The sequence below is a fragment of the Moraxella marmotae genome (genome assembly GCF_042219885.1).
GTDB classification, from domain to species: Bacteria; Pseudomonadota; Gammaproteobacteria; order Pseudomonadales; family Moraxellaceae; genus Moraxella; species Moraxella marmotae.
Window position 1 is genome coordinate 284,321 of sequence record NZ_JBHJHR010000002.1, and the last position, 22,736, is coordinate 307,056.

Below are 22,736 nucleotides of genomic sequence, written 5' to 3' on the forward strand. Positions count from 1 at the left end.
ACTATAAAAAGAAAAACCACACAAATCAATCCTGATAAGATTTGCGTGGTTTTTAAGGTGCTTTTAAGGCGATTGATGGCAAATATCAACACAACCAAGCTCAGCCAAAATCACCCCATCAACCCATCAACCCTAGGCGAGAGCAAAATGCGTGTATAAGCTACCAAAAACAGCACAAAACACACAATCCAGCACCCTTGCGATGCGGCAATCAAACCCAGATAATTGTCAAAAAACAGCGGAGCCAACACACGCAGAACAAAGCTGGCAATCATCAGCACAAACATCACAGACACCAACTTGGGCGGCTGATGGATATTTCGCCCTGTATGCCCCAGCGACACACGAGCCATCATCGCCACCGTCGTCATGCCAATGGCGGTTAATGCCAGCGAATGCACGCCCAGACTTGGATTAGCGTCTATCCACGGCAGTATGGCAATGAGTAGCAGCGACAGCACCATGCCCCAAAATGACAGATACAGCGACCACAGCAGTGGTTTTTGCCAAATGCCACGATGATACCAGTACACCAAGCGTACAACATTCACCAAAGCGACAAGCACCGCCAGCAAACTCACCAAAATCGGCTTAGGATACGCCAAATACACCACCATCAAGCCAAAAAAACCAAACAAAGACGCTTTATCCAGCAGTGCTGAATTGGCAAGCTTGACCTGAACACCGCTGGGCGTGCCATCGTTATTGACCGATATGCCTTTTTCGATAAAAAACGGCAAAACACGGCGGCCGATGGTAAACACCACACCCACAATCAAAAACAACGCCACATACAGCGACAGCTGCTGAACAGTTTGACAACCCATCAGCACACCCACGCCAAACGCAAGCTGGCAAATCAGCAGCAGAATCAATTTGGCAACGATACCAATTTGACGCTTTTGGCGGACAATCAGCACCGCCCTTGTTACTGCAAATGTCGTCAGCAGCCAAAACAGCACATCAGCGACCCAAGCCAGCACGAGCAGCACCGCACCGCCAGATGCCATCGGAGCGACAAGCCACAACACCCGGGCGACAAGCCACGGCAAAAATATCGCAAACAATCGCCAGCCCACAGGCATCGGCACGCCTGTCCACGCCTTGACCGCCGTCAATAAAAAACCAGCAATCACCGCACAGGCATAGCCAAACAGCATCTCATGCCCATGCCAATAATTGGGGATTGTCATCAGATGAAAATTTATCCGCCCCATCAACACCAAATGCCATGCCAGCATCGTGATGACAGCAAAGGCTGCCGAACTTAAGAAAAACACACGAAAGCCGAGATTTAGCACTGGATGGGGAGATTTGTCAGGTTTGGCGATATTAATCAGCATGGTTTTTGCCTTATATTAATTAAATTAATTTAACTGTTTATTAATAATTTATGATTAATGGCTGGATAATTATCCGCTGTCATTCATTGCTCTATTATAAAGATATATTTTAAATATATCTATTAAAATTTGGCGGATAATGATAAAACTGCCACAATCAAGCCGAGCGGTCAATTTCAAGGCGATATTGCAAGCGATAAGTTCGGCTGGTATCGGCATAGGCTAACAAAATCATGCTCCAAATTGCTTTTGCGATAATCTCTCTTTTGCCTTCGTCCCACAATGCTTGCCAATCAATGACATAATCCAAAGTCGTCAAATAGCCCAAATAAGCAGAATCAGCCACGACATTCATCAGCAGCATCAGCCATAATACCAACAAATATCGCTCAATCATTTTTGGGTGTCGCAGCCGATACAAATAAATCAGCACGATAAATTCCATAATGTAAAATACCACCCAAAAAGCAATGTACGCCCCCAAGCCAACCGTCATGCCAGTGTCAGCCAGCTCTGCAGCAAGTTCTAGATAGCACAAATACACTTGTTGTAGTGCAGCAACCATCTGAATAATCATAAATGCACGGATAAAAGCCCATGATTTCCACAAAGGGTGCCTACTGGCGGTATCCCGATCCACCTTTTGCCAGCGATTATTTGAATCAATCATAGTTTCTGCTGCCAAAAATTGCCGTGCCGACACGCACCATCGTTGAGCCATGCGTTACCGCCGCTGCCATATCGCCGCTCATGCCCATGCTGATACTGTCCCAGCTGGGCAGCTGATAGCGTGCCGCCATCTCATCAAACAACGCCTTGGTACGCACAAAGGCATCGCTGCCATCTTTACTAGGAATGACCATCAAGCCCCGCAAACGCAAATTATCGCACGCCAAAATAGCATCAATCAACGCTGGCACATCTTGGGGCTGGCAGCCAGATTTGCTGTCTTCATCATCAATATTGACCTGTATCAACACATTCAACGGCGGCAAGCCTGCACGCTGCTCATTCAGCCGTTTGGCGATAATATCACGCTCCAGCGTATGCACCCAGTCAAAATGCTTGGCAATGTCTTTGGTCTTGTTCCGCTGAATGCTGCCAATGTAATGCCACACAATCGGCAAATCGCCAAGCTCACCCATTTTGCCCAAGGCTTCTTGCAGATAATTTTCGCCAAAATCTCGCTGACCCAGCTCAAACAAAGCCGCAATCATCGCCGCAGGCTTGGTCTTTGATACCGCAAGCAAACTGGCAGGCTGCGTGCGATTTGCCACATGATTGGCGGTGTCCAACTGCTGCTTGACCGCTTGATAATTGGCAATGAGTAAATTTTTATCAAAATCCATAACAACACCCCAAATTAGATTTGTCGCAAATAAACACGAAATATAAATAAGAAAATCTGACCAAATTGTAGCATATTTTGGGCGATGACTTGAGAAAATGCTGGCAATTTGCTTTAATAATTGGCAAATGTAAAACTTAGAAAAATTAGGAAAATGCGATGAGCGTGCCAAATTTGCTGGATTTGTTGAGTTTTAGCCATGCCAAAGGTGCGTCAGATTTGCACCTGTCGGCTGGCAGCCCTGTGATGCTGCGGCTTGATGGTGAGCTGATGCCCGTTGGCATTGCTAATATTCATAGCGATGGCATCAGCCAGATGTTACGCTCGGTGATGACGGCGGCGGATTTTGAGATATGGCAGACCACAAAAGAACATGATTTTGCCATCAGTGTCAGCCTTCAGGGGGTGGCGGTGCGGTTTCGTGTCAATGCCTTTTTTACGCACAAAGGGGCGGCAGCGGTATTTCGCACAATACCCAGTCGCATTGCAAGCCTAGATGAGCTGTGTACTGATGCCACGATTTTACACAGCCTGCACGCCATCGCCAAGCTAAAATCAGGGCTGGTATTGGTAACTGGGGCGACAGGCTCAGGCAAATCCACCACTTTGGCGGCGATTATCAATCACATCAATCGGCACAAAAAATCGCACATTTTGACCATCGAAGATCCCATTGAATTTGTGCATGAATGCCAATTGTCTTTGATTAATCAGCGGCAAGTCGGTGCTGATACCACAAGTTTTGAGCAGGCGTTACGCTCGGCACTGCGTGAAGATCCTGATGTGATTTTGGTTGGTGAATTGCGAGATTTGCAAACCATTCGTCTGGCGTTGCGTGCTGCCGAAACTGGGCATTTGGTTTTGGCGACACTGCATACCATGAACGCCCCAAAAAGCATCGATCGCATCGTTGATGTTTTTGATAGCCACGAAAAGCACCTAATCCGCACCATGCTGGCCGATTCGCTACAAGCGATTGTCGCCCAAAGGCTTTTGCCAGCTACCACAGGCGGCCGTGTGGCGGTGTTTGAGATACTGCTGCACACGCCTGCGGTGGCAAATTTGATTCGTGAAAATAAATTGGCACAGCTGCCGTCTGTTATCCAAACAGGCATCGAGCAAGGCATGATAAGCCTAGATTATCATCTTGACAAACTGTTATCTCAAGGCAAAATCAGCCGTGATACCGCCAAAGAATACGCCCAAGCCTTGCAATTTTGATTGTTATAAATTGCCATTTTTACGGCCAATAAAAAAACAAACCCAGTCTAACGCTGGGCTTGTTTTTGGTTATTATCATACCGCTGACCGATGACAAAAATCATTTGGATTCGGCGTTGGTTTTTTGGCATTCGTCGCTATCGCACACGCCGTATAGCACCAAAGAATGCCCTGACAGCTTAAAGTTATGCTCTTGGGCAACCTTGAACTGCTCATCTTCGATAACGGTATTACGAAACTCGACAATCTTACCGCAAACATCACACACCAAATGATCGTGATGCTCTTCTTGGACGATTTCAAAAACCGACAAATTATTCTCAAAATTATGACGCTCAACGATGCCTGCTTGCTCAAACTGCGTCAAAACACGGTACACCGTCGCCAAGCCGACATCTTCGCCCTGCTCTGCCAACGCACGATAGACATCTTCGGCACTCATGTGGTGATGCTCGGCATTCTCCAGTAATTCTAAAATCTTAATGCGTGGTAGCGTAACTTTCAGTCCTGCTTTTCGCAAATCTTTATTTGTAAATGCCATAATTTAAAACCCCAATATTGTCTTATACATAGTTGATAATTTACCACAAAAATCGCCATCTTGCACCCAAAAATCATCACAGCAGACCAAAACATTGCGATAAGTTTATCCAATCATCACAAAGCATTACAAAATATTGCAAAATGCAACAAAAAAGCAAAAAATCAGGGCAAGTCAAAGCAAGCCAGTGCAAAAAGCCACCGCCAAAACCAAAAGACACTTGCATAATCGCTAACTTATGTTTAATATGGTGCAGAAGATTTGTTGTTGGGAATGATAATGAAAAAATCGACTTTAAAATTAGCAAGTTTGGGCTTGGTTGCGGCATTGGCGTTGTCAGGCTGCAGCGTTTTTCGTGTGTACACCATCGATTTGCCACAAGGCACGCCGCTATCGGTTGAGCAAGCCCAGCGAGTGCAAATTGGCATGAATGCCAACCAAGTGCTGTATTTGCTTGGCTCGCCTGCCCTAAAAGACACGCTGGCTCCAAACCGCTGGGATTATATTTATGACTACACCGCTGGCACGGAAGGCAAACGCAAGAAAAAGGCCAATGTCAAAAATGCTTCGCAATATTTGAGCGTGTATTTTGACAATCAAGGGCAAGTGGTACGCATTGATGGCATCGACAGCCTACCGCCGACACGCCATTAATCACGGATTTTGATAAATTACCAAACAATGAAACCGCTTTTGGCATCAATCAAAAGCGGTTTTTGTATTTTTGGCGTTTTGGCAATTATTGGTGATTGTTAGCAATTGGTGAATCATTTGCCAAACAACCTATCACAACAATCCATCGAAACAACCAACCATTGGGCAGATTGTGATGAATTGGTAAATTGGTAAATATTTAAATTATCTTATTTGGATTTTTTAAGTTTGCTGCGAATAAAGCCAATCACCACTGGCAGTACGCTAAAAATAATGATACCAAAAATCACATAAGTGAAATTTTCTTTCATCACAGGCTGATTGCCAAAAAAATACCCAAGCAGCACAAAAGACGCAATCCAACAAAAACCGCCAATGATGTTATAGCTGATAAAATAGCGGTAATCCATCTTGCCTGCCCCTGCCACAAATGGGGCAAAAGTGCGAGCAAATGGCAAAAATCTGGCAAAAATGATGGTCTTGCCGCCATGCTTGGCAAAAAAATCTTGGGTGTTTTTTAGGTGCTGCTGATTGATCCAGCGTGAATCCATCTCAAAAATCTTACTGCCCAAATGCCTGCCAATGTGATAATTGAGCGTATCGCCAAGCACCGCCGCCACAAATAATAGCCCAATCAATAACGCTGGGTTTAGCTCGCCTGTAAATGCCGCCAACGCTCCAGCGGCAAATAACAAACTGTCGCCCGGCAAAAATGGCATCACCACCAAGCCAGTTTCTACAAAAATAATCAAAAACAAAATGGCATAAATCCACATGCCATAATCTTTTAAAAATTCCGCCAAATGCTGATCAATGTGCAAAACAAAGCTCATCAGCTGCATCACAATATCCATCACAACCCGCCAAATATTATCAAAATAACTGTTATTAAAATTAAAATCAAAACAACAATTTAAAACTTACAAATTAAGCCGAATTTAATCAAACGCAATTTAATCAAATGTAAAAATGCAATAAAAGCAACATATGTTAGCAGAAATTTTGCTCATAAAAGGTAATTTTTTATTATAAAAATCTTAATCCCACCGCACAAAAAACCGCCACTATCAACAAAGACAATGGACGGCTTTTATTTTGGCAGTGTTGCCACTGCGTTTTGACAGTTTTTGACGATTGTCAATGATTATTGTGCTGATGATTGCTCTGATGGCTGTTCATCATCTTCATAATCAAATTCATCGTCATCGTGGACATTACAAGCATCACACATCAGATTTTCCTTAAAGTTTGTCAATTATGGTTTGCCAGATTGGGCTTTGGCTGGCTTGACTGATAACACCAATCATCAATCAAGCCGCCTTTTGCCAATCTTGCTGCAATTTGCCCAAAGATTAGGCGTATTGCTGACGTACTTTTTTGGTCATCTCAATCATGTTCGCCAATGCTGCCACAGTTTCTTCCCAGTTGCGAGTTTTTAGACCGCAGTCTGGGTTTACCCATAGGCGTTCTGCTGGAATGTATTTCACCGCTTCATCGATAACCACTTGCATATTTTCGCTGCTTGGGGTGCGTGGTGAGTGAATATCGTACACACCCGGACCAATGGCGTTGTGATAACCGTCGCCTTTGAAGGCATCTAGCAGCTGCAAGCCTGAGCGTGCAGTTTCGATGGTGATCACATCGGCGTCCATCGCACTGATGTGTGCCAAGCAGTCATGGAATGATGAATAGCACATGTGCGTGTGGATTTGTGTGGTCTTGTGAGCGATTGAGCATGAATGCTTAAAGGCATTGACCGCTTGTTGCCAGTAGTGCAGCTGATCGGCTGTTTTTAGTGGCAAGCCTTCACGGAATGCTGGCTCGTCAATCTGGATAATCGCCACGCCAGCGTCTTGCAAGTCACCAACTTCTTGGTTGATGGCTTCGGCAATTTGTAGGCGTAGAATGTCTCGAGTTGCCGTGTCGCTTGGTGCAAATGACCAGTTTAGAATCGTTACAGGGCCAGTCAGCATGCCTTTCATTGGCTTGTTGGTTAGGCTTTGGGCATAATTGATCCATTCAACGGTCATCGCTGTTGGGCGGCTGATATCGCCAACAACAATCGGCGGACGCACGCAGCGAGTGCCGTAGCTTTGTACCCAGCCATTTGCCGATACCCAGAAGCCTTCCATATACTTGGCGAAGTATTCAACCATGTCGGTACGCTCAGCTTCACCATGAACAAAGACATCTAAGCCAAGTTTTTCTTGCTCATCAACCGAACGGCGGATTTCTGCTTTCATGGCGTTTTCATAATCGGCATCAGACAGCTCGCCTTTGTTCCACTGGCTGCGAGCCTTGCGGATTTCGATGGTTTGTGGGAATGAGCCGATGGTCGTGGTTGGGAACAGTGGCAAATTCAGCTTATCTTGCTGGGCGGCATAACGCTCAACAAATTCACCATCACGAGCCTTGGCAGCTGATGTCGGTGCAGTCAGATTCAAAGCAACAGCATTGGTGTCGGCTTGGATTTCGCCTGTGGCAAGTTTGGCACAAGTTACCACTTCGCTCAATTTTTGTTTAGCAAAGGCAAGTTTACCAACCAAAGCCGCTGGCACATTTTCAAGGCTAACATCGACTGGCAGATGCAGCAGGCTTGAGCCTGAGCCTACCCACAGACGCTCACCAAGCTTGGCATAGCTTTCGCCCAAAATCTCTGCCGCTGCCGCTTGGTCAGTCGTCCAGACGCTGCGACCATCGACCACACCGATTGATAGAATTTTGTGCGTTGGCAATTGATCAATCACTTGCTGGGCGTATTGTTTTGGCGACTTGGCACGAGTGATATCAATGTGAATGCCTGCCACTGGTAGGTTGCACGCTGTGTTGATATTATTGCCCAGAGTGTCAAAATAGCTGGCAACGATGATTTTTGGCGGAATACGCTGCAAGGTGCTATAAGCACGCTCAAACGCTTGCTGCCAAGTGCCGTCCAAGTCTAGGCTCAAAATCGGCTCGTCTAACTGAGCGTATTCTACGCCAAGCTCGCCCAATGTCGCCAACAATTGGCTGTACGCAGGGATAAGTTTGTCCAAATGAGCGGTTTTGTCGTCATTTTCGCTGGTTGCCAAATATAGGAAGCTAACTGGGCCAACCAAAACCACTTTTAGTGGCTTATTGACGCCATTTTTGTCCAAAATCGCTTTGGCATCATTGACTTGCTTGATGATTTGGCTAAAATCTGTATTGGCAAAATCTTGATCTTTGGCAAGCTCTGGCACTAGGTAGTGATAGTTGGTGTCAAACCATTTGGTCATCTGCCAAGCTGCAGTATCAGCAAATTTGCCTGTGTTATCACGGCCACGAGCAAAGTAGAACTGACGGTCAAAAGTATCCAAAGTCTCAGCACCAGCAAAGCGTGGCGGTACAACGCCCAAAGCTGTCGCCAAAGTCAAAACCAAGTCATAATGTGCAAAATCACCAGTGGTAATCACATCAAGACCTGCGTCAATCTGATCTTGGATATTGGTTGTAAATACCGCTTCAATCTGTGCAAGCGTTTCGGCTTTGTCTTGTTTGCCTTTCCAGTATTTTTCTAGGGCAAATTTGGTTTGGCGGCGGTCGCCAATGCGGGGATAGCCCAAAATGTGGCTGGTCGTTGTCATAGCATTTTTCCTTATTTCAGGTTACAACTTAAAAATTTAAATGCAGTTTTTAGGTGAATTTAATTCATCAAAATAATAAAATAATGAATAATTTTGATGTTGCATATCTTAACCCAAAATTACCTTGAATAAAAATCAAGTTTTTCATTATAAGATGAATTTTATTTGATATTGAGCAAAAACTGCACAACTTTATAACAAAATTGCACAAAAAATAAGCAAATTCCTGACAAATTGCCGTTTTAACATGAATATATTTTTATTATATGATAAAATGATGAAAAATTTTAATCAGATATTGCCATGTTAGAAATTCGCCATTTACAAATGCTCAGTACGCTAAGACGCCACGGCTCACTGGCCAGCACCGCCGATGAGCTAAATTTGACCGCTTCTGCGATCAGCCATCAACTAAAAGAGCTTGAGAGTTATTATAACATCACACTGGTCAATCGCCGCACACGGCCAGTGAGCTTTACGCCAGCAGGGCTTGTGGTGCTTGAGCTTGCCGATAGCATCTTGCCGCAGGTGGCACGCTCAAAAGCCGAAATCAAGCGGCTGGCACACGGGCAAGCAGGCAGGCTTCGGCTTGCCAGTGAGTGCCACAGCTGCTTTGATTGGCTGATGCCGATTTTGAATGTCTATCGTGGACAATATAGCGATGTTGAGCTGGATTTTGCCACAGGCTTTGACCCAGAGCCGCATCAGATGCTGATAGACAATGAGATTGATTTGCTCATCACCGCCAGTGATTTGCCGATTGCTGGCATTCATTATTTGCCGCTGTTTACCTACGAAAGTCGGCTGGTGCTGTCGCCTGCTCATCGCTTGGCAAGCGGTGAATTTATCGCCGCTGAAGACTTGGCAGATCAGACGCTCATTGCCTATCCTGTCGAAGAAAGCCGCCTTGACATCATCGCCAAATTCTTAGCCCCAAGTGGCATCACCCCTGCTCGCATTCGCACCACTGAGCTGACCGCCATGCTCATTCAGCTGGTCGCCAGTGAGCGTGGCGTGGCGGCATTGCCTGATTGGGTGGTGCTAGAATACGAACGCAAAGGCTGGGTGGTCTCTCGCCCACTGGGGGCAGGCGTGCATTGTCAGCTGTATGCCGCCATTCGTGCCAGTGATGCTGGGCTTGACTATATGCAAGGATTTTTGGGCTTATTAAAAGACATCAAAAAACCCTAAACCGCCCAAAGCCCAAATTAACAAAAAAGCAAACCGCTGTGCTACAAGGTTTGCTTTTTATTTTTGCTTTTGTGATTGGCGTTGGTGTAAAATTGCTTGTTGTAAATTTAGGTTTTACTACTTAACACAATCAATCAATATTAATAATTAACGGCAAGAGCGAATCGCCTTGCTCATTTTTGGGATAAGTTGATAATGGCTGAACTGGCGCTAGGTAGCTTGGCACGGCTTCAAGGTTGGAGCGGTGATAGCAGACAAAATTAGCATCAAGACCCGAAAAATCTGCAAATTCAGGGCTGTCGCAGAAATTATCTGGCTGATAGCGATGCGAAATGAACCAATAGCACTGATAATCTAAGCTGTCAAAATACGACAACAGTTCATCGCTGTGATGTGGGTGAGCTTCGACAAAGATAATCGGTTTTAGCCGATTAATCAGCCGAACCCCCCCCTGTAACACATTTTTATCAAAGCCTTCGGCATCAATCTTGAGCAATTTTAACGCTGGTAAATTTGCCAAATCTGGGTGGCTGTCTAGATCAATCAAATTTAAATTTTCGTGATGAACATCGCCAGTAAACTCAAACTCGGTCGAATAACCCTTGTTAATCGAAAACGCACCATAATTCCACTGGGTCGTATAGTCGCTGGATTGCACCTGCGTGCTGCCTTGGCTGTCGCTCACGCCTGTGTGATAAGCGTGGACATTGGTCAGCTGATTTAGGGCAAGGTTGCAGCACAATTGTTGAAAAATAATCCGCTGCGGCTCAAAACAAAACAACCGACCCTGCGTCAGATGCTTAGCAATCGGCACGGCGTGCATGCCGATATTTGAGCCAACTTCGATGACATTGTCGGTAGCCGTTAGGATTGATTGAAAAAATCTGACTTCAAGCTCTGACCACTCGCCATAGATTCTGCCATAATTACTGATAAAATCGCCTTCGATTAAGCTAAATAAACCATGGCGTAAGTTGTGCAGCGTTGTTTTCATAAATTGCCCAAATCGGCTCAAAATTATTGAATTATTTTAATTGAGTTATTATAGACAATTTTTGAGAATTGGCAATATCAGCGGTGATGGTGATACATTTTAATAACAAATCAACGAGCAGCTACACAACGCCCAAAATCACCGCTAAAATCACGCTCATCATCTCAACCAGCTCAATCCCAGCTCCCAAAGTGTCGCCTGTGATGCCGCCAATTCGCTTGACAAAAATGTACCGCAAAAACGCCACTGTCAGCACCAGCCCCAAGCCAAGCCCCAACGCCAGCTTGACAGGCAGCAGCCAAAGACCCATCAAATACAGCAAAATCACCGCCACCAAAGGCTGCCAAGCGACATCGCCAAACGCTGAACCGATACCACCAGAGCGAACATACGGCGTGCTGACAAACATCATCAGCACCGACAGCCGACCGAGCATGGGGGCAAAAATCAGCACCGCCATTTGCTGCTGCTCAATCAAACTATAAACCGCTGCAAATTTGAGCAGCACAATCACCACAATGGCAATCACGCCCATCGCCCCTGTGTGCGTGTCTTTCATGATGGTAAGTGTCCGCTCACGATCGCCAAAGCCACCCACCCAAGCATCGGTAGTGTCCGCCAAGCCGTCCAAATGCAGCCCACCAGTCAGCCATGCCCACATCGCCACCACCGCCGCACTGGCGAGCATTATCGGCAAATGACTCATCGCCAAAAGATACAGCACCCCACCGATTGCCAGACCAATCAAAGGGTGAAACAGCAAGGATTTGGCGTTTTGATCACGACTGGGTACGACTGGCAAGGTGATGGGCAAAATGGTCAAAAACTGCACAGCAATCAAAAATGGCATTAAAATACGGTTCATGGTCGTAACAATTTGCCTTGTTGATAAATAAAGCGGTGAATCTCGCCAAGTTCGACTGGCTGCGACAAAATCTCATCTAAGGGCAAATTTAACGCCAGCAGATACAGGTATTTTATCACGCCGCCATGTGTGATGACACAAAGATTGTCCCAAGCGTGCGTTTGACAAAGCGTGTCAATCTGCACCAAAGCATCATCGATGCGTCTGGCAAACTGCATGATGGATTCGCCACGATTTGGGGTGAATTGCGTGGGTTTTTGCCACCATGCCGCCAGCTGCTCAGGGTATTTGGCATACAAATCGGCGGTGAATTGACCTTCCCAATCGCCAAAATCCATCTCTTGCAAGCCGTCTATAACCACCATCGGCAACTGATATTTATCCGCCTGAGCATGGGAAAAATCGGCACAGCGGCTAAGCGGCGAAGTGACAATCGCCTGCCATGCATTCGCTTGTATGCCTTGATTAAAACCGTCAAGCATCTGCTGCCAGCCTTTGTCTGTCAAGGCGTCGTCCGTTTTGCCACGCAGTATCATGCCTTGGGTCAAAAGCTCGGTTTCACCATGTCGCAAGCAGGATAAAATCATGATTTGTCCGTCACGCCAGCTTCGCCAAAGGTCGCCATTTGTGCATGCACCACGCACGCCAGCTGAATGATACCAAACGCTGTGGTTGCCCCTGTGCCTTCGCCTAGACGCAATCCCAAATCAATGAGCGGCACGGCATTCATCGCATCTAGGACTTTTTGGTTGCCGTATTCTGCCGATTTGTGCGAAAACAGCATGTATTCACGCACATCAGGGTTGATGCGTGTGGCACACAAAGCACAAACCGCCGAAATAAAACCGCCCACAATCACAGGCAAACCCAGCTGTGCCGCTCGCAGATATGCCCCCACCATCGCCACCATCTCAAAGCCTGCCACCGATTGCAAATAAACCAAGGGATCGTTTTTATCTTGATACAAATCAATGGCTTGGTCAATGACTTGTTTTTTGAACGTAAAAGTCTTATCATCAACGCCAGTGCCTAAGCCTGTCAAGCCGTCCGCTCGCTCACCCAATAACAAACCTGCCAGAGCCGATGATGCGGTAGTATTGCCAATGCCCATCTCGCCTGCGATATAAATATCTGCCCCTTGCTGTACCGCTTGCTCGACGCTCATTTTGCCAATGTCTAACGCCTGCAAGCACTGCTCATGGCTCATCGCTGGGGCTTTTAGGAAATTTTGAGTGCTTGGGGCAACAGGATACTGCTCCACGCCCACGCATTCATAAGCGTCGCCCAAAGTCCCACAATCGATAACCTGTGAAGTCGCTCCATAATGGCGAGCCATCACACTGATGCACGCCCCACCTGTGGCAAAATTGTACAGCATTTGCCGTGTTACTTCTTGTGGATAAGCAGACACGCCAAGGCTTGCGATGCCGTGATCGCCAGCAAAAGTACACACATACAGCCGATTTGCCACAGGCTTATCCTTGCCTTGCATACCTGCCAAAGCCAGCACCACCGACTCCATCTGTCCCAGCGAGCCTGTCGGCTTGGTCAGTTGGTTTTGGCGTACGCTGGCAGCGGTGCGTGCGTTTTGGTCAATGGGTTTGATCGCATCTAAATACCACATCATCTCGTCCTATTGTTGATAACTATGATAAAGTTTTTTAAGTTGATTGATTTTATTAAGTTAAAATTGGCTAAAATCAGCAAAAATCTTTGTAAGACTGGCCATCACTTTAGCACCATCGGCAAGCCAGCGACACAAAACACCACTTGATCGGCCAGCTGTGCGATTTGTTGGTGCAAAAACCCACTTTCATCGACAAATTGCCGTGTCAGTTGCCCCATTGGCACGATGCCCAAGCCAGTTTCATTGCTGACCAAAACGACATCGGCACGGCTTGTCGTCAGTGCTTGGATAAACGCTTGGCGGTGCTGTGCAAATTGGCTCTCATCTGGCAAACCCAGTAGATTAGATAGCCAAAGCGTCAAACAATCCACCAAAATCACGCAATCGTCGCCGTATCGGCTCAAAACACCCGCCAAGTCAAGCGGCTCTTCAACCACCTGCCAATGGCTTGGGCGATTGTGCTGATGGTGCTTAATTCTTTCTGCCATCTCGTCATCGCTAGCGGTGGCAGTGGCAACATAAATCACCTGCTTGCCAGCCGTTTCGGCTTGGGCGGCAAGCTGTTGGGCGTGGCGAGATTTGCCAGAGCGAGCACCGCCAAGAACAAAATAAAGCATCGCAATTATCCAAATAGTTTTTTAGATACTTAAAAATCAATTTCAATGATAAATTTATTATCAAAAATTAATCATATAAATTAATTATATTAAAATAAATCAATCCGTTGTATCGGTGTCAGCTCACCTTGCAGCTTATCGGCTTGATAATGCCCCACAGTGATTTGATTGACCCAAAAACGCTGCGGCGGACAAGGGATATTTTGTATCATCGTCAGCACCTGATGGCTGGTTATGCCTTGGCGATAAAAGCCCAAAGTAATGTGCGGACAGTAGTTATCTGGAGCAATCTCGCTCTTAATACCGCCCAAGGCTTGGCGAATGCGGCTCAAATTATCCGCCCAATCATCAATCGCCAAAAACAAACTGCTGCTAAAACCATCAACGCCTTTAACGCCAAGCTCAAATGCTGGCAGTTTTAGCCGCTGTATCGCTTGGGCTTGCTTGGCAATTTGTGCCAGCGTGCAATCGTCATCATAAATCGGTGCATCTGCCAAAAAACCATTGACAAACAGCGTGATATGAAACTGCCGCCGATAGCCGTCATGCAGGATTTGGGCAAATTGACTTTGCATCTGTTTGCAATAAGATAACACATTATCGCCAACAATCTCAATATACCAAACCACATAATGCCACCGCCCCTTGTGCCAGCTTGGATAATCCTGAAACTCATCCAACGCCAACACAGGCGTTTTGGGGTCAAATCTCATGCCGTGGCATCAATTCCCAGTGTGGTCATGTCCCATCTTGGCACGCAGCTGACCGCCAAGCCATCAGATTGCCCTGCCTGCAAGCGACAAAAGCCAGCATAAGCAATCATCGCTCCATTGTCCGTACAAAGCTCGGTTGGTGCATAATACACGGACGCACCGATTTTGGACAATTCTGTCGCCAATGCCGCTCGCAGAGCTTGGTTTGCTGAGACACCGCCAGCGATGACCAGTTGTTTTAGGTTGGTTTGCTTGAGTGCTTTGGTGCATTTTTTGACCAAAGTATCAACGACGGCATACTGAAAACTGGCGGCAATGTCAGCACGCACAGCGTCATCACAATCGCTGTTTGGCGTGTCTTTAATCAGATTATGCACCGCTGTTTTCATGCCACTGAACGAAAAATCCAGACCCTTATGCAGCATTGGGCGTGGCAGCTCAAAAGCGTGGCAGTTGCCATGTTTTGCCAATCGCTCAACATTGGGGCCACCCGGATAAGGCAGATTGAGCATTTTGGCAGCTTTATCAAAGCACTCACCCACCGCATCATCGATGGACTCGCCCAATATCGTATAATCGCCCACGCCGTCAGCTTGCACCAGCATGGTATGACCACCTGAAACCAGTAAGCACACAAACGGAAAATCTGGCGGATTGTCATTGGCCAATAGCGGTGCTAGCAGATGTCCTTCCATATGATGCACGCCAATGGCAGGCACGCCCAGCCCATACGCCAGCGTCCGCCCAAATAACGCCCCTGTCATCAAAGCCCCGATCAGCCCCGGGCCTTTGGTGTACGCCACCGCATCAATTTGCGATTTGTCAATGCCAGCTTTTTGTAGCAGCTCACGAAATAATGGCACCAATTTGCGAATGTGATCACGACTGGCAAGCTCTGGCACGACACCGCCATAAGTGGCATGCAGCTCAATCTGACTGTATAACACCTGTGCCAGCACGCCACCTTGGTGATTATTTAGGGTGCTGTCATAGATGGCAAGTCCCGTTTCATCACACGAAGTTTCAAGACCCAATACTTTCATAAAAATTTTCCCAAACTGATGGCAATTTTAATTTTGCCAATCTTTAACCTTTAACCTTTAATCTTTAATTTTGTCAATCGATGTGCTTTATTATAGCACAGCTTGCCTGTCAGCACGGCGGATTTGGGCAAATTTGCCAAGCAGATTGACTGCCTACGCCGCCGTTGTGTTTTTAACACTTGCCAAAACCAGATCAATGAATTTTAATTAATTTTATCAAAAGCTGTCTTTGATTTATTGCAATCATCATTGGTTGATGACCAAAAAATTGCCAATCATTTATTATATTTATGATAAACTTAAAATCATTAATATTTGATATTTGAGATTGTCTCAATAAAGTAGTACAGTTGTAATCTACCAAAGTGTCTGCGTTTTTGCGTGCAATTTTCGCTCAAAAGCATTGCCTGCTGTTGATATTTGGCACTTTGATAAGCATCTTGGGCGTCGGTCAATGTTTCAAATTTGGCTCGCCAAGTATGCTGATATGGCATTTTTATTTAAAATGTTAAAATAATCTGATGATTTGATGATTTTTTACAATAAATTAAATGCCATAACCCACTTTGCAAGTATGCAAAACAAGGAAAGTATGGCATAATACCGCCGCATTTATGAAAATTGATAACAAACTCAATTAGGAGTCCGTATGAGCAAATCTACCATTGTCTATACCCACACTGACGAAGCCCCAGCATTAGCAACTTATTCTTTACTTCCCATCATTCAAGCCTTTGGCAAAACTGCCGATATTGATTTTGTCACCAGTGATATTTCTTTGGCAGGCCGTATTTTGGCAGCTTTTCCAGAATTTTTGACCCCAGAGCAGCGTGTGACTGACGCTTTGGCAGAGCTTGCCGAGCTGGTTACTAAGCCTGAAGCCAATATCATCAAATTGCCAAACATCAGTGCTTCAGTGCCACAGCTACTGGCCGCCATCAAAGAGCTGCAAGCCCAAGGCTACCAACTGCCAGAATACCCAAGCAACCCACAAACTGACGAAGAAAAAGACATTCAAAAGCGTTATGACAAAATCAAAGGCAGTGCAGTAAACCCAGTTTTGCGTGAAGGCAACTCTGACCGCCGTGCACCAAATGCCGTCAAAAACTTCGCCAAAAAATACCCACACAGCATGGGTGCGTGGAGCAAAGACAGCAAATCGCATGTTGCCACCATGCAAAGCGGTGATTTTTTTGCTAACGAACAATCAAAAACTGTCGCTGATGCAACCACCGTGTCGTTTGTATTTACCGACAATCAAGGCAACCAAACCCAGCTACGCAAACCATTGGTACTAAAAGCAGGCGAAATCATCGATGCCACTTATATGAGCAAAAAAGCCCTGTTGGCATTCTTGGCAGAGCAAATCGCCGATGCCAAAGCCAAAGGCGTGCTGTTCTCACTGCACATGAAAGCCACCATGATGAAAGTGTCTGACCCTGTGATTTTTGGTCATGCGGTCAAGGTATTTTTTGCCCCAGTATTTGAGCAATATGGCGAACAATTGGCAGCCGCTGGCGTTGATGTCAATAACGGCTTTGGCAACCTACTTGCCAACCTAGACAAACTCGATGCCGATACTCGTGCTGGTGTCGAAAAAGCCATCGCCGATGCTTATGCCGCCAATCCTGACATTGCCATGGTTGATAGCGACAAAGGCATCACCAACTTGCATGTGCCAAGCGATGTGATTGTCGATGCGTCTATGCCAGCGATGATTCGCAACTCTGGCCGCATGTGGGACAAAAACGGCAACGCCCAAGACACCAAAGCGGTCATTCCTGACAGCAGCTATGCTTATGTTTATCAAACTGTGATTGATTTTTGCCGTGAAAATGGTGCTTTTGACCCAACAACCATGGGCAGCGTGCCAAATGTCGGCTTGATGGCTCAAAAAGCCGAAGAATACGGCTCACACGACAAGACCTTTGAAATCACTGCTGATGGTAAAGTCGAAATCATTGACGATAAAGGCAATGTGCTGACTTCACACACTGTCGAAGCTGGCGACATTTGGCGTGCTTGCCAAACCAAAGACGCTCCTGTCAAAGACTGGGTACAATTGGCGGTCAATCGTGCTCGCCTAAGCAACACACCAGCCATTTTCTGGCTTGATCAAAAACGCGCCCACGATGCCCAGCTGATTAACAAAGTCAATCAATACCTTGCCGAGCTGGATACTGATGGCTTAGATATTCAAATCCTAACCCCTGCCGACGCTTGTCTAGCCAGCCTAAAACGCATGAAAGATGGCCTAGACACCATCTCGGTAACAGGCAATGTGCTGCGTGATTACAACACCGACCTATTCCCAATCCTAGAGCTTGGCACTTCTGCCAAAATGCTGTCTATCGTGCCATTGATGAACGGCGGCGGCATGTTTGAAACAGGTGCTGGCGGCTCTGCCCCAAAACATGTACAGCAGTTCAACGAAGAAAACCATCTGCGTTGGGACAGCTTGGGCGAATTTTTGGCATTGGCGGTATCGTTTGAGCATTTAGCACAAACCACAGGCAACACCAAAGCACAAATCTTGGCAGAAACGCTGGATCGTGCGACCGAAAAACTGCTACTAAACGACAAATCACCAAAACGCAAAGTAGGCGAGCTTGACAACCGTGGCAGCCATTTCTACCTGGCCAATTACTGGGCTCAAGAGCTGGCAACACAAGATAAAGATGCTCAAATTGCCGAACAATTTGCCGCCGTCGCCAAAGCATTGAGTGATAACGAAAGCAAAATTGTCGAAGAGCTGAATCAAGCCCAAGGTCAAGCAACTGACATCGGCGGTTACTATGCCCCAAGTTTTGATAAAGCATCAGCGGCAATGCGTCCAAGTGCGACACTTAATCAAGCACTTGAATTGCTAAACTGATAAGTAATCGTCCCTACTACCAAAATGGCTCGTTGTTTATCAATGAGCCATTTTTTTTATGCTTAATTTTTTTTAAAAAATTGGCAACAAAAAAAACCAAGCCCAAAATAAGGCTTGGTTTGATAAATCGGTTTTGGCAAATGGCAGATTATTCTGCGTCTTTGCGGGCACCCAATTTTTCTTTGATGCGTGCAGATTTACCTGAACGATCACGCAAGTAGTACAACTTGGCACGACGCACATCACCACGACGCTTCACTTCGATGCTGGCGATTAGCGGTGAATGTAGTTGGAATGCACGCTCAACACCAACACCGCTTGAGATTTTACGCACGGTGAATGCTGAGTTTAGACCACGGTTGCGTTTGGCAATAACCACACCTTCAAAAGCCTGCAGACGCTCACGGTCGCCTTCACGAACTTTTACTTGCACGACAACAGTGTCGCCCGGTGCAAAAGATGGGTGGTTTTTTAGTTGTGCATTTTCAACAACTTGTACTAAAGGATGTTTGTTGCTCACAAGATTTCTCCTGATAATGATGGCATAGGCTAAAAACTTTTTGGCAAAATGCCGTGGCTAAAAAGTCGCATACCATGCTTTAATAAAGCGGCATCATCACAATGCACGCTGCACCTGAACCACACAGGTTATTAATAAAACTTTTGAGTTAATCTTCCAAGTCTTTGAGCCACTTGGCTTGCTGTTTGTTCGGCACAAATGCCTGCCACAATGCTGGGCGGCGTGCCTTAGTGCGTTTCACCTGCTGCAAAAAACGCCATTTGGCGATATTGGCATGATGCCCTGACAGCAGTACAGGCGGCACTTTATCGCCATAAAAATCAATCGGTTTGGTGTAATGCGGACAATCCAATAGGCCATCAACAAAAGAGTCCTGCTCGGCCGACAAATCATCGCCCATCACATTGGGCAAGCGGCGAATCACACTATCCATCAGCACCATCGCAGGCAGCTCACCACCTGTCAAAACATAATCACCGATGGAAATCTCCCCATCGACATAGCGGGCAATCAGTCGCTCATCGATGCCTTCATAGCGACCGCACAACAATATCATGCCGTCAAGTTTTGGCATTTGGGCGACCACAGACTCGCTTAAAGTCTCACCTTGTGGCGATAAATAAATCACTGGACATTTGCCAGCATCGACATTGCAGCCAGCATCTGCCGCCATCGCCTTGGCGTGCAAAATGGCCTTCTTCAGTGGCTCGGCCATCATCACCATGCCCGGACCACCACCAAAAGGACGCTCATCAATGCGGCGATAGTTGTCTTGGGTAAAATCCCTTGGGTTGATCAGCCGTATCTGCACTTGTTGGTTTTTGACAGCTCGCCCAACCACGCCATACTCTTTGATGGCACAGAACATCTCAGGCAAGATACTGATAACCGCAAAAAACACCGACCATTATCCCAAAATTTAAAATTATTATCTGCAAGATTATTGTCTGGCTGTCTGGCAATTTTACTGGCTTAGCCTAACAACACCAACAACAAAAATCTAGTAAAACAAGCCCATTGCCTATCAGTAATCTGCACCCCATGCCACACGCATGGTTTTATTGGCCAAATCAACCGCCAGCACAATATCACGATGCCACGGTATCAAGCGTTCTTCATTATCAATGCTGTCCGCCGTTGGCTTAAGCGAGATGATTTCATGAGCGCCTGTTTCGAACATTTCTTTGATTTGTCCAAGTTTTTCGCCTTCTTCATTAACCACCGAAAGCCCGATCAAATCCGACCAGTAGTATTCATCTTCGTTAAGTTCAGGAAAGCTGTCTTTGCTCACCCAAACGCCCGTGCCATTCATCAGTTCGGCAGCATTGCGATCGGCAATTTCTTCAAAACAAGCCACCAAGCCTTGCCCTTGATGACGCCATTGTTTGACGGTCAAAGGCTTAAAGCCAGTTGCGGTTTTTATCCACCATGGTTTCATCTCAAAAATGTCCGCACGGTTATCCGTTTGGCTAAAAACCCACAGCCAGCCTTTGATGCCATAGGGTTTTTTGAGCGTGGCAATTTTGACAAGCTCGGACTCTGCGGCAGGCGATTTGGGATTGAGATTTGGCTGATGTGTACGCATGAATACTTCTAAAATAAATGCTTAAAAATTTCGCAAATACTGATAGCAGAAAACGGTTTACACCCAACAAGAGTGCAAACCGTGCTAATAAAGCAGCGATTAAGCGGCTTTGTTCAATGCTTTTACAAGTGATGCCACACGCTCAGTTGGCTGTGCACCTTTAGCAACCCAAGCGTTATAAGCTTCTAGGTCGATGCGAGTTTCAACTTCTTGACCACGAGCCATTGGGTTAAAAAAGCCGATTTTTTCGATAAAACGACCGTCACGAGCTGCACGCTTGTCAGCAACAACAACTTGATAGAATGGACGCTTTTTTGAACCGCCACGGGCTAGACGAATAACTACCATGATAACTCTCTTAATAAAGTAAAAAATCTAAAAAATCAATTTGCAAGAATTAGAGCATGATACAGATTCGATAAGTTGAGGATGAGCCGTACGAACCTGAACCACTAAAACCGTAATTATAGCAAGAATTTTTCCATCTTTAAAGCAAAAAATGACTTTTTTACAAAAATTACTTCAAAACCCCAACAAAAGCTGTGCTAAAATGACAATCAAAAGACCAGCGAGACCGATGATGCCCAAAGCCTTGCAAAATTTATTTTCTAAGCTGCAATACAAACTGTATTCAAATACGCTACAAACCTTAATCATGGTGTGTTTTATTGTGCTTATCAGTGTAACCCTGTCAATTTGGCTATTTTGGCGTAGTCTGTATTTGCCTGAGCTAAAAAGCCATGCCAATTATCTGTCCAGTGAGATTACCCTGCTGACTTCCGCTCAGACCAAGTGGCATGACGATCCCCAATTCACGCAATGGCTAAAAAGCAATACACACATTGATATTGTCAGCGATCCCAAGCAATTTCCTGATGTCGCCGACAAGCCACTGGTAACACATCTGACCAAAATTATGGCAAAAGAAATTTCCGATTCGCTGGGGCGAGAAGTTGAAGTGTATTTCAAATTCAAACCCACGCCAAAACTTTGGATTCACGACAGTGCCTATCCAGACATTTGGATACGAGAACCGATGCGGCATTATTCTCAATACAGCACAGGGGTGCTGGTTGGTTTTTTGTTTGGCATTCCGCTTTTGACGATTTTTACCATTTGGGTGCTGGTGCGTGGACTCAATCGACCACTCAAAAAATTGGAGCGTGCCGCCAACGATTATATCACCCAAGGACACGCCACTACTTTACCCACCCAGACTGGCCCCAATGAGATTCGCAAGGTAAATACCGCCTTTAATCGCCTATTTACCACGCTCAACCAAGCTCAAAAAGAACGCACCATCATGCTTGCTGGCATCAGCCATGACCTGCGTACACCGCTGACACGCATGCGTCTGACCGCCGAGATGCTGCCTGATGAGTTTTTTCGAGAAGGTTTGGTTTATGATATCGAAGACATGGACGCCATTTTGGAGCAGTTCATTTCATTTATGAAAGATGGCTCTGATGAACCTGTTAAGCCGACCAATTTGGACGCCATTTTTAAGGAAATTATGGTGCAATTTGCCGATGTGCGGTTTATTTATGAATCCAATTTCACCCAGCAAGTGCCAGTGCGTCCTTTGTCCATCAAGCGTTTGATTGTCAATTTGGTCAATAATGCCATTCGCTATGGCAAGCAGCCAATTCATCTGATGGCAGAGATTTTGCCTGCCTGTGATGAGACAGCCGATGACAATACCCAACCATATCCGACTTTGGTGCTGTGCGTCAAAGACGAAGGTGAAGGCGTTGCCGATGATCAGCTTGAACGCATCTTACAGCCCTTTGAACGTGGCGAATCGGCACGCACCACCCAAGGCAGTGGGCTTGGGCTAGCCATTGTTAGTCGCATCGCTCATCTACACCAAGGGGAAGTTGAAGCCAGCAACCACTCGGATGGCGGTCTGCAAGTCTGCGTCAAAATTCCACTGATGACACAAATTGCCGACACTTTGGGCGATGATGACAGCGATGATACACCCTAAGCGATTG

Annotated in this window: 23 protein-coding genes; 5 read left to right on the plus strand and 18 right to left on the minus strand. The window is 46.1% G+C overall.

Translation table 11 applies throughout. The features are described 5' to 3' along the window. Positions 1-110: 110 nt before the first annotated feature. The 3 genes from ACFBZI_RS01500 to ACFBZI_RS01510 form a co-directional block, all read right to left on the minus strand. On the minus strand, positions 111-1,343 hold the full coding sequence (locus ACFBZI_RS01500; protein ID WP_375714701.1) for an NnrS family protein: 1,233 nt from the start codon (positions 1,341-1,343) through the stop codon (positions 111-113). A gap of 157 nt (positions 1,344-1,500) precedes the next feature. After that, positions 1,501-2,013 (minus strand): hypothetical protein, encoded by a 513-nt coding sequence (locus ACFBZI_RS01505; protein ID WP_375714702.1) that lies wholly within the window; start codon positions 2,011-2,013, stop codon positions 1,501-1,503. Then, positions 2,006-2,692, minus strand: coding sequence for a YggS family pyridoxal phosphate-dependent enzyme (locus ACFBZI_RS01510; protein ID WP_375714703.1), 687 nt, complete (start codon positions 2,690-2,692; stop codon positions 2,006-2,008). The genes ACFBZI_RS01505 and ACFBZI_RS01510 overlap by 8 nt, the downstream gene beginning before the upstream one ends. A gap of 158 nt (positions 2,693-2,850) precedes the next feature. On the opposite strand from ACFBZI_RS01510, the gene ACFBZI_RS01515 reads away from it, so the two are divergent. Next, a complete protein-coding gene (locus ACFBZI_RS01515) occupies positions 2,851-3,912 on the plus strand; it encodes a type IV pilus twitching motility protein PilT (protein ID WP_375714704.1) in 1,062 nt (353 codons plus the stop codon). A 100-nt stretch (positions 3,913-4,012) separates the two neighbouring features. Here the strand turns inward: ACFBZI_RS01515 and fur are convergent, their stop codons facing one another. Next, the gene (fur, locus tag ACFBZI_RS01520) at positions 4,013-4,453 is read right to left on the minus strand and encodes a ferric iron uptake transcriptional regulator (RefSeq protein ID WP_375714705.1); all 441 of its coding nucleotides are present in this window, start codon (positions 4,451-4,453) and stop codon (positions 4,013-4,015) included. Between the two features lie 279 nt (positions 4,454-4,732). Here fur and ACFBZI_RS01525 point away from each other — a divergent pair, with 279 nt between their 5' ends. After that, entirely contained in the window at positions 4,733-5,107 is a 375-nt protein-coding gene (locus tag ACFBZI_RS01525; protein WP_375714706.1) for an outer membrane protein assembly factor BamE, read from the plus strand. 209 nt (positions 5,108-5,316) lie between these two features. On the opposite strand, the gene ACFBZI_RS01530 is transcribed toward ACFBZI_RS01525, so the two are convergent. Both ACFBZI_RS01530 and metE read right to left on the minus strand, forming a co-directional pair. After that, on the minus strand, positions 5,317-5,949 hold the full coding sequence (locus tag ACFBZI_RS01530) for a DedA family protein (RefSeq protein WP_375716285.1): 633 nt from the start codon (positions 5,947-5,949) through the stop codon (positions 5,317-5,319). Positions 5,950-6,459: 510 nt separating this feature from the next. Further along, positions 6,460-8,712, minus strand: a complete 2,253-nt coding sequence (gene metE, locus ACFBZI_RS01535; RefSeq protein ID WP_375714707.1) for a 5-methyltetrahydropteroyltriglutamate--homocysteine S-methyltransferase — start codon at positions 8,710-8,712, stop codon at positions 6,460-6,462. Positions 8,713-9,015: 303 nt separating this feature from the next. Between metE and ACFBZI_RS01540 the strand changes: the two genes are divergently transcribed. Continuing rightward, complete coding sequence (locus ACFBZI_RS01540; RefSeq protein ID WP_375714708.1) at positions 9,016-9,903, plus strand: LysR family transcriptional regulator; 888 nt, start codon at positions 9,016-9,018, stop codon at positions 9,901-9,903. A gap of 130 nt (positions 9,904-10,033) precedes the next feature. On the opposite strand, the gene ACFBZI_RS01545 is transcribed toward ACFBZI_RS01540, so the two are convergent. From ACFBZI_RS01545 to ACFBZI_RS01580, 8 genes are all read right to left on the minus strand, one after another. Continuing rightward, on the minus strand, positions 10,034-10,897 hold the full coding sequence (locus tag ACFBZI_RS01545) for an FkbM family methyltransferase (protein WP_375714709.1): 864 nt from the start codon (positions 10,895-10,897) through the stop codon (positions 10,034-10,036). Positions 10,898-11,018: 121 nt separating this feature from the next. Next, the gene (cobS, locus tag ACFBZI_RS01550) at positions 11,019-11,762 is read right to left on the minus strand and encodes an adenosylcobinamide-GDP ribazoletransferase (protein WP_375714710.1); all 744 of its coding nucleotides are present in this window, start codon (positions 11,760-11,762) and stop codon (positions 11,019-11,021) included. Then, positions 11,759-12,349, minus strand: coding sequence for a histidine phosphatase family protein (locus tag ACFBZI_RS01555; RefSeq protein ID WP_375714711.1), 591 nt, complete (start codon positions 12,347-12,349; stop codon positions 11,759-11,761). Before ACFBZI_RS01555 ends, cobS begins: the two co-directional genes overlap by 4 nt. After that, complete coding sequence (gene cobT / locus ACFBZI_RS01560) at positions 12,346-13,389, minus strand: nicotinate-nucleotide--dimethylbenzimidazole phosphoribosyltransferase (protein ID WP_375714712.1); 1,044 nt, start codon at positions 13,387-13,389, stop codon at positions 12,346-12,348. Before cobT ends, ACFBZI_RS01555 begins: the two co-directional genes overlap by 4 nt. A gap of 101 nt (positions 13,390-13,490) precedes the next feature. Beyond that, a complete protein-coding gene (gene cobU / locus ACFBZI_RS01565; protein WP_375714713.1) occupies positions 13,491-14,006 on the minus strand; it encodes a bifunctional adenosylcobinamide kinase/adenosylcobinamide-phosphate guanylyltransferase in 516 nt (171 codons plus the stop codon). An 89-nt stretch (positions 14,007-14,095) separates the two neighbouring features. After that, positions 14,096-14,719, minus strand: coding sequence for a 2'-5' RNA ligase family protein (locus ACFBZI_RS01570; RefSeq protein ID WP_375714714.1), 624 nt, complete (start codon positions 14,717-14,719; stop codon positions 14,096-14,098). Further along, a complete protein-coding gene (tsaD, locus tag ACFBZI_RS01575; protein ID WP_375714715.1) occupies positions 14,716-15,762 on the minus strand; it encodes a tRNA (adenosine(37)-N6)-threonylcarbamoyltransferase complex transferase subunit TsaD in 1,047 nt (348 codons plus the stop codon). The genes ACFBZI_RS01570 and tsaD overlap by 4 nt, the downstream gene beginning before the upstream one ends. A gap of 308 nt (positions 15,763-16,070) precedes the next feature. Then, the gene (locus ACFBZI_RS01580; RefSeq protein WP_375714716.1) at positions 16,071-16,256 is read right to left on the minus strand and encodes a hypothetical protein; all 186 of its coding nucleotides are present in this window, start codon (positions 16,254-16,256) and stop codon (positions 16,071-16,073) included. Positions 16,257-16,411: 155 nt separating this feature from the next. Here ACFBZI_RS01580 and ACFBZI_RS01585 point away from each other — a divergent pair, with 155 nt between their 5' ends. Continuing rightward, entirely contained in the window at positions 16,412-18,637 is a 2,226-nt protein-coding gene (locus ACFBZI_RS01585; protein ID WP_375714717.1) for an NADP-dependent isocitrate dehydrogenase, read from the plus strand. A 148-nt stretch (positions 18,638-18,785) separates the two neighbouring features. On the opposite strand, the gene rplS is transcribed toward ACFBZI_RS01585, so the two are convergent. From rplS to rpsP, 4 genes are all read right to left on the minus strand, one after another. After that, a complete protein-coding gene (gene rplS / locus ACFBZI_RS01590) occupies positions 18,786-19,157 on the minus strand; it encodes a 50S ribosomal protein L19 (protein WP_375714718.1) in 372 nt (123 codons plus the stop codon). Positions 19,158-19,305: 148 nt separating this feature from the next. Next, a complete protein-coding gene (trmD, locus tag ACFBZI_RS01595; RefSeq protein WP_375714719.1) occupies positions 19,306-20,058 on the minus strand; it encodes a tRNA (guanosine(37)-N1)-methyltransferase TrmD in 753 nt (250 codons plus the stop codon). A gap of 123 nt (positions 20,059-20,181) precedes the next feature. Beyond that, positions 20,182-20,742, minus strand: coding sequence for a ribosome maturation factor RimM (gene rimM, locus ACFBZI_RS01600; RefSeq protein ID WP_375714720.1), 561 nt, complete (start codon positions 20,740-20,742; stop codon positions 20,182-20,184). Positions 20,743-20,841: 99 nt separating this feature from the next. Next, entirely contained in the window at positions 20,842-21,090 is a 249-nt protein-coding gene (gene rpsP / locus ACFBZI_RS01605; protein WP_375714721.1) for a 30S ribosomal protein S16, read from the minus strand. 229 nt (positions 21,091-21,319) lie between these two features. Between rpsP and ACFBZI_RS01610 the strand changes: the two genes are divergently transcribed. Next, entirely contained in the window at positions 21,320-22,729 is a 1,410-nt protein-coding gene (locus ACFBZI_RS01610) for an ATP-binding protein (protein ID WP_375716286.1), read from the plus strand. Positions 22,730-22,736: the final 7 nt, after the last annotated feature.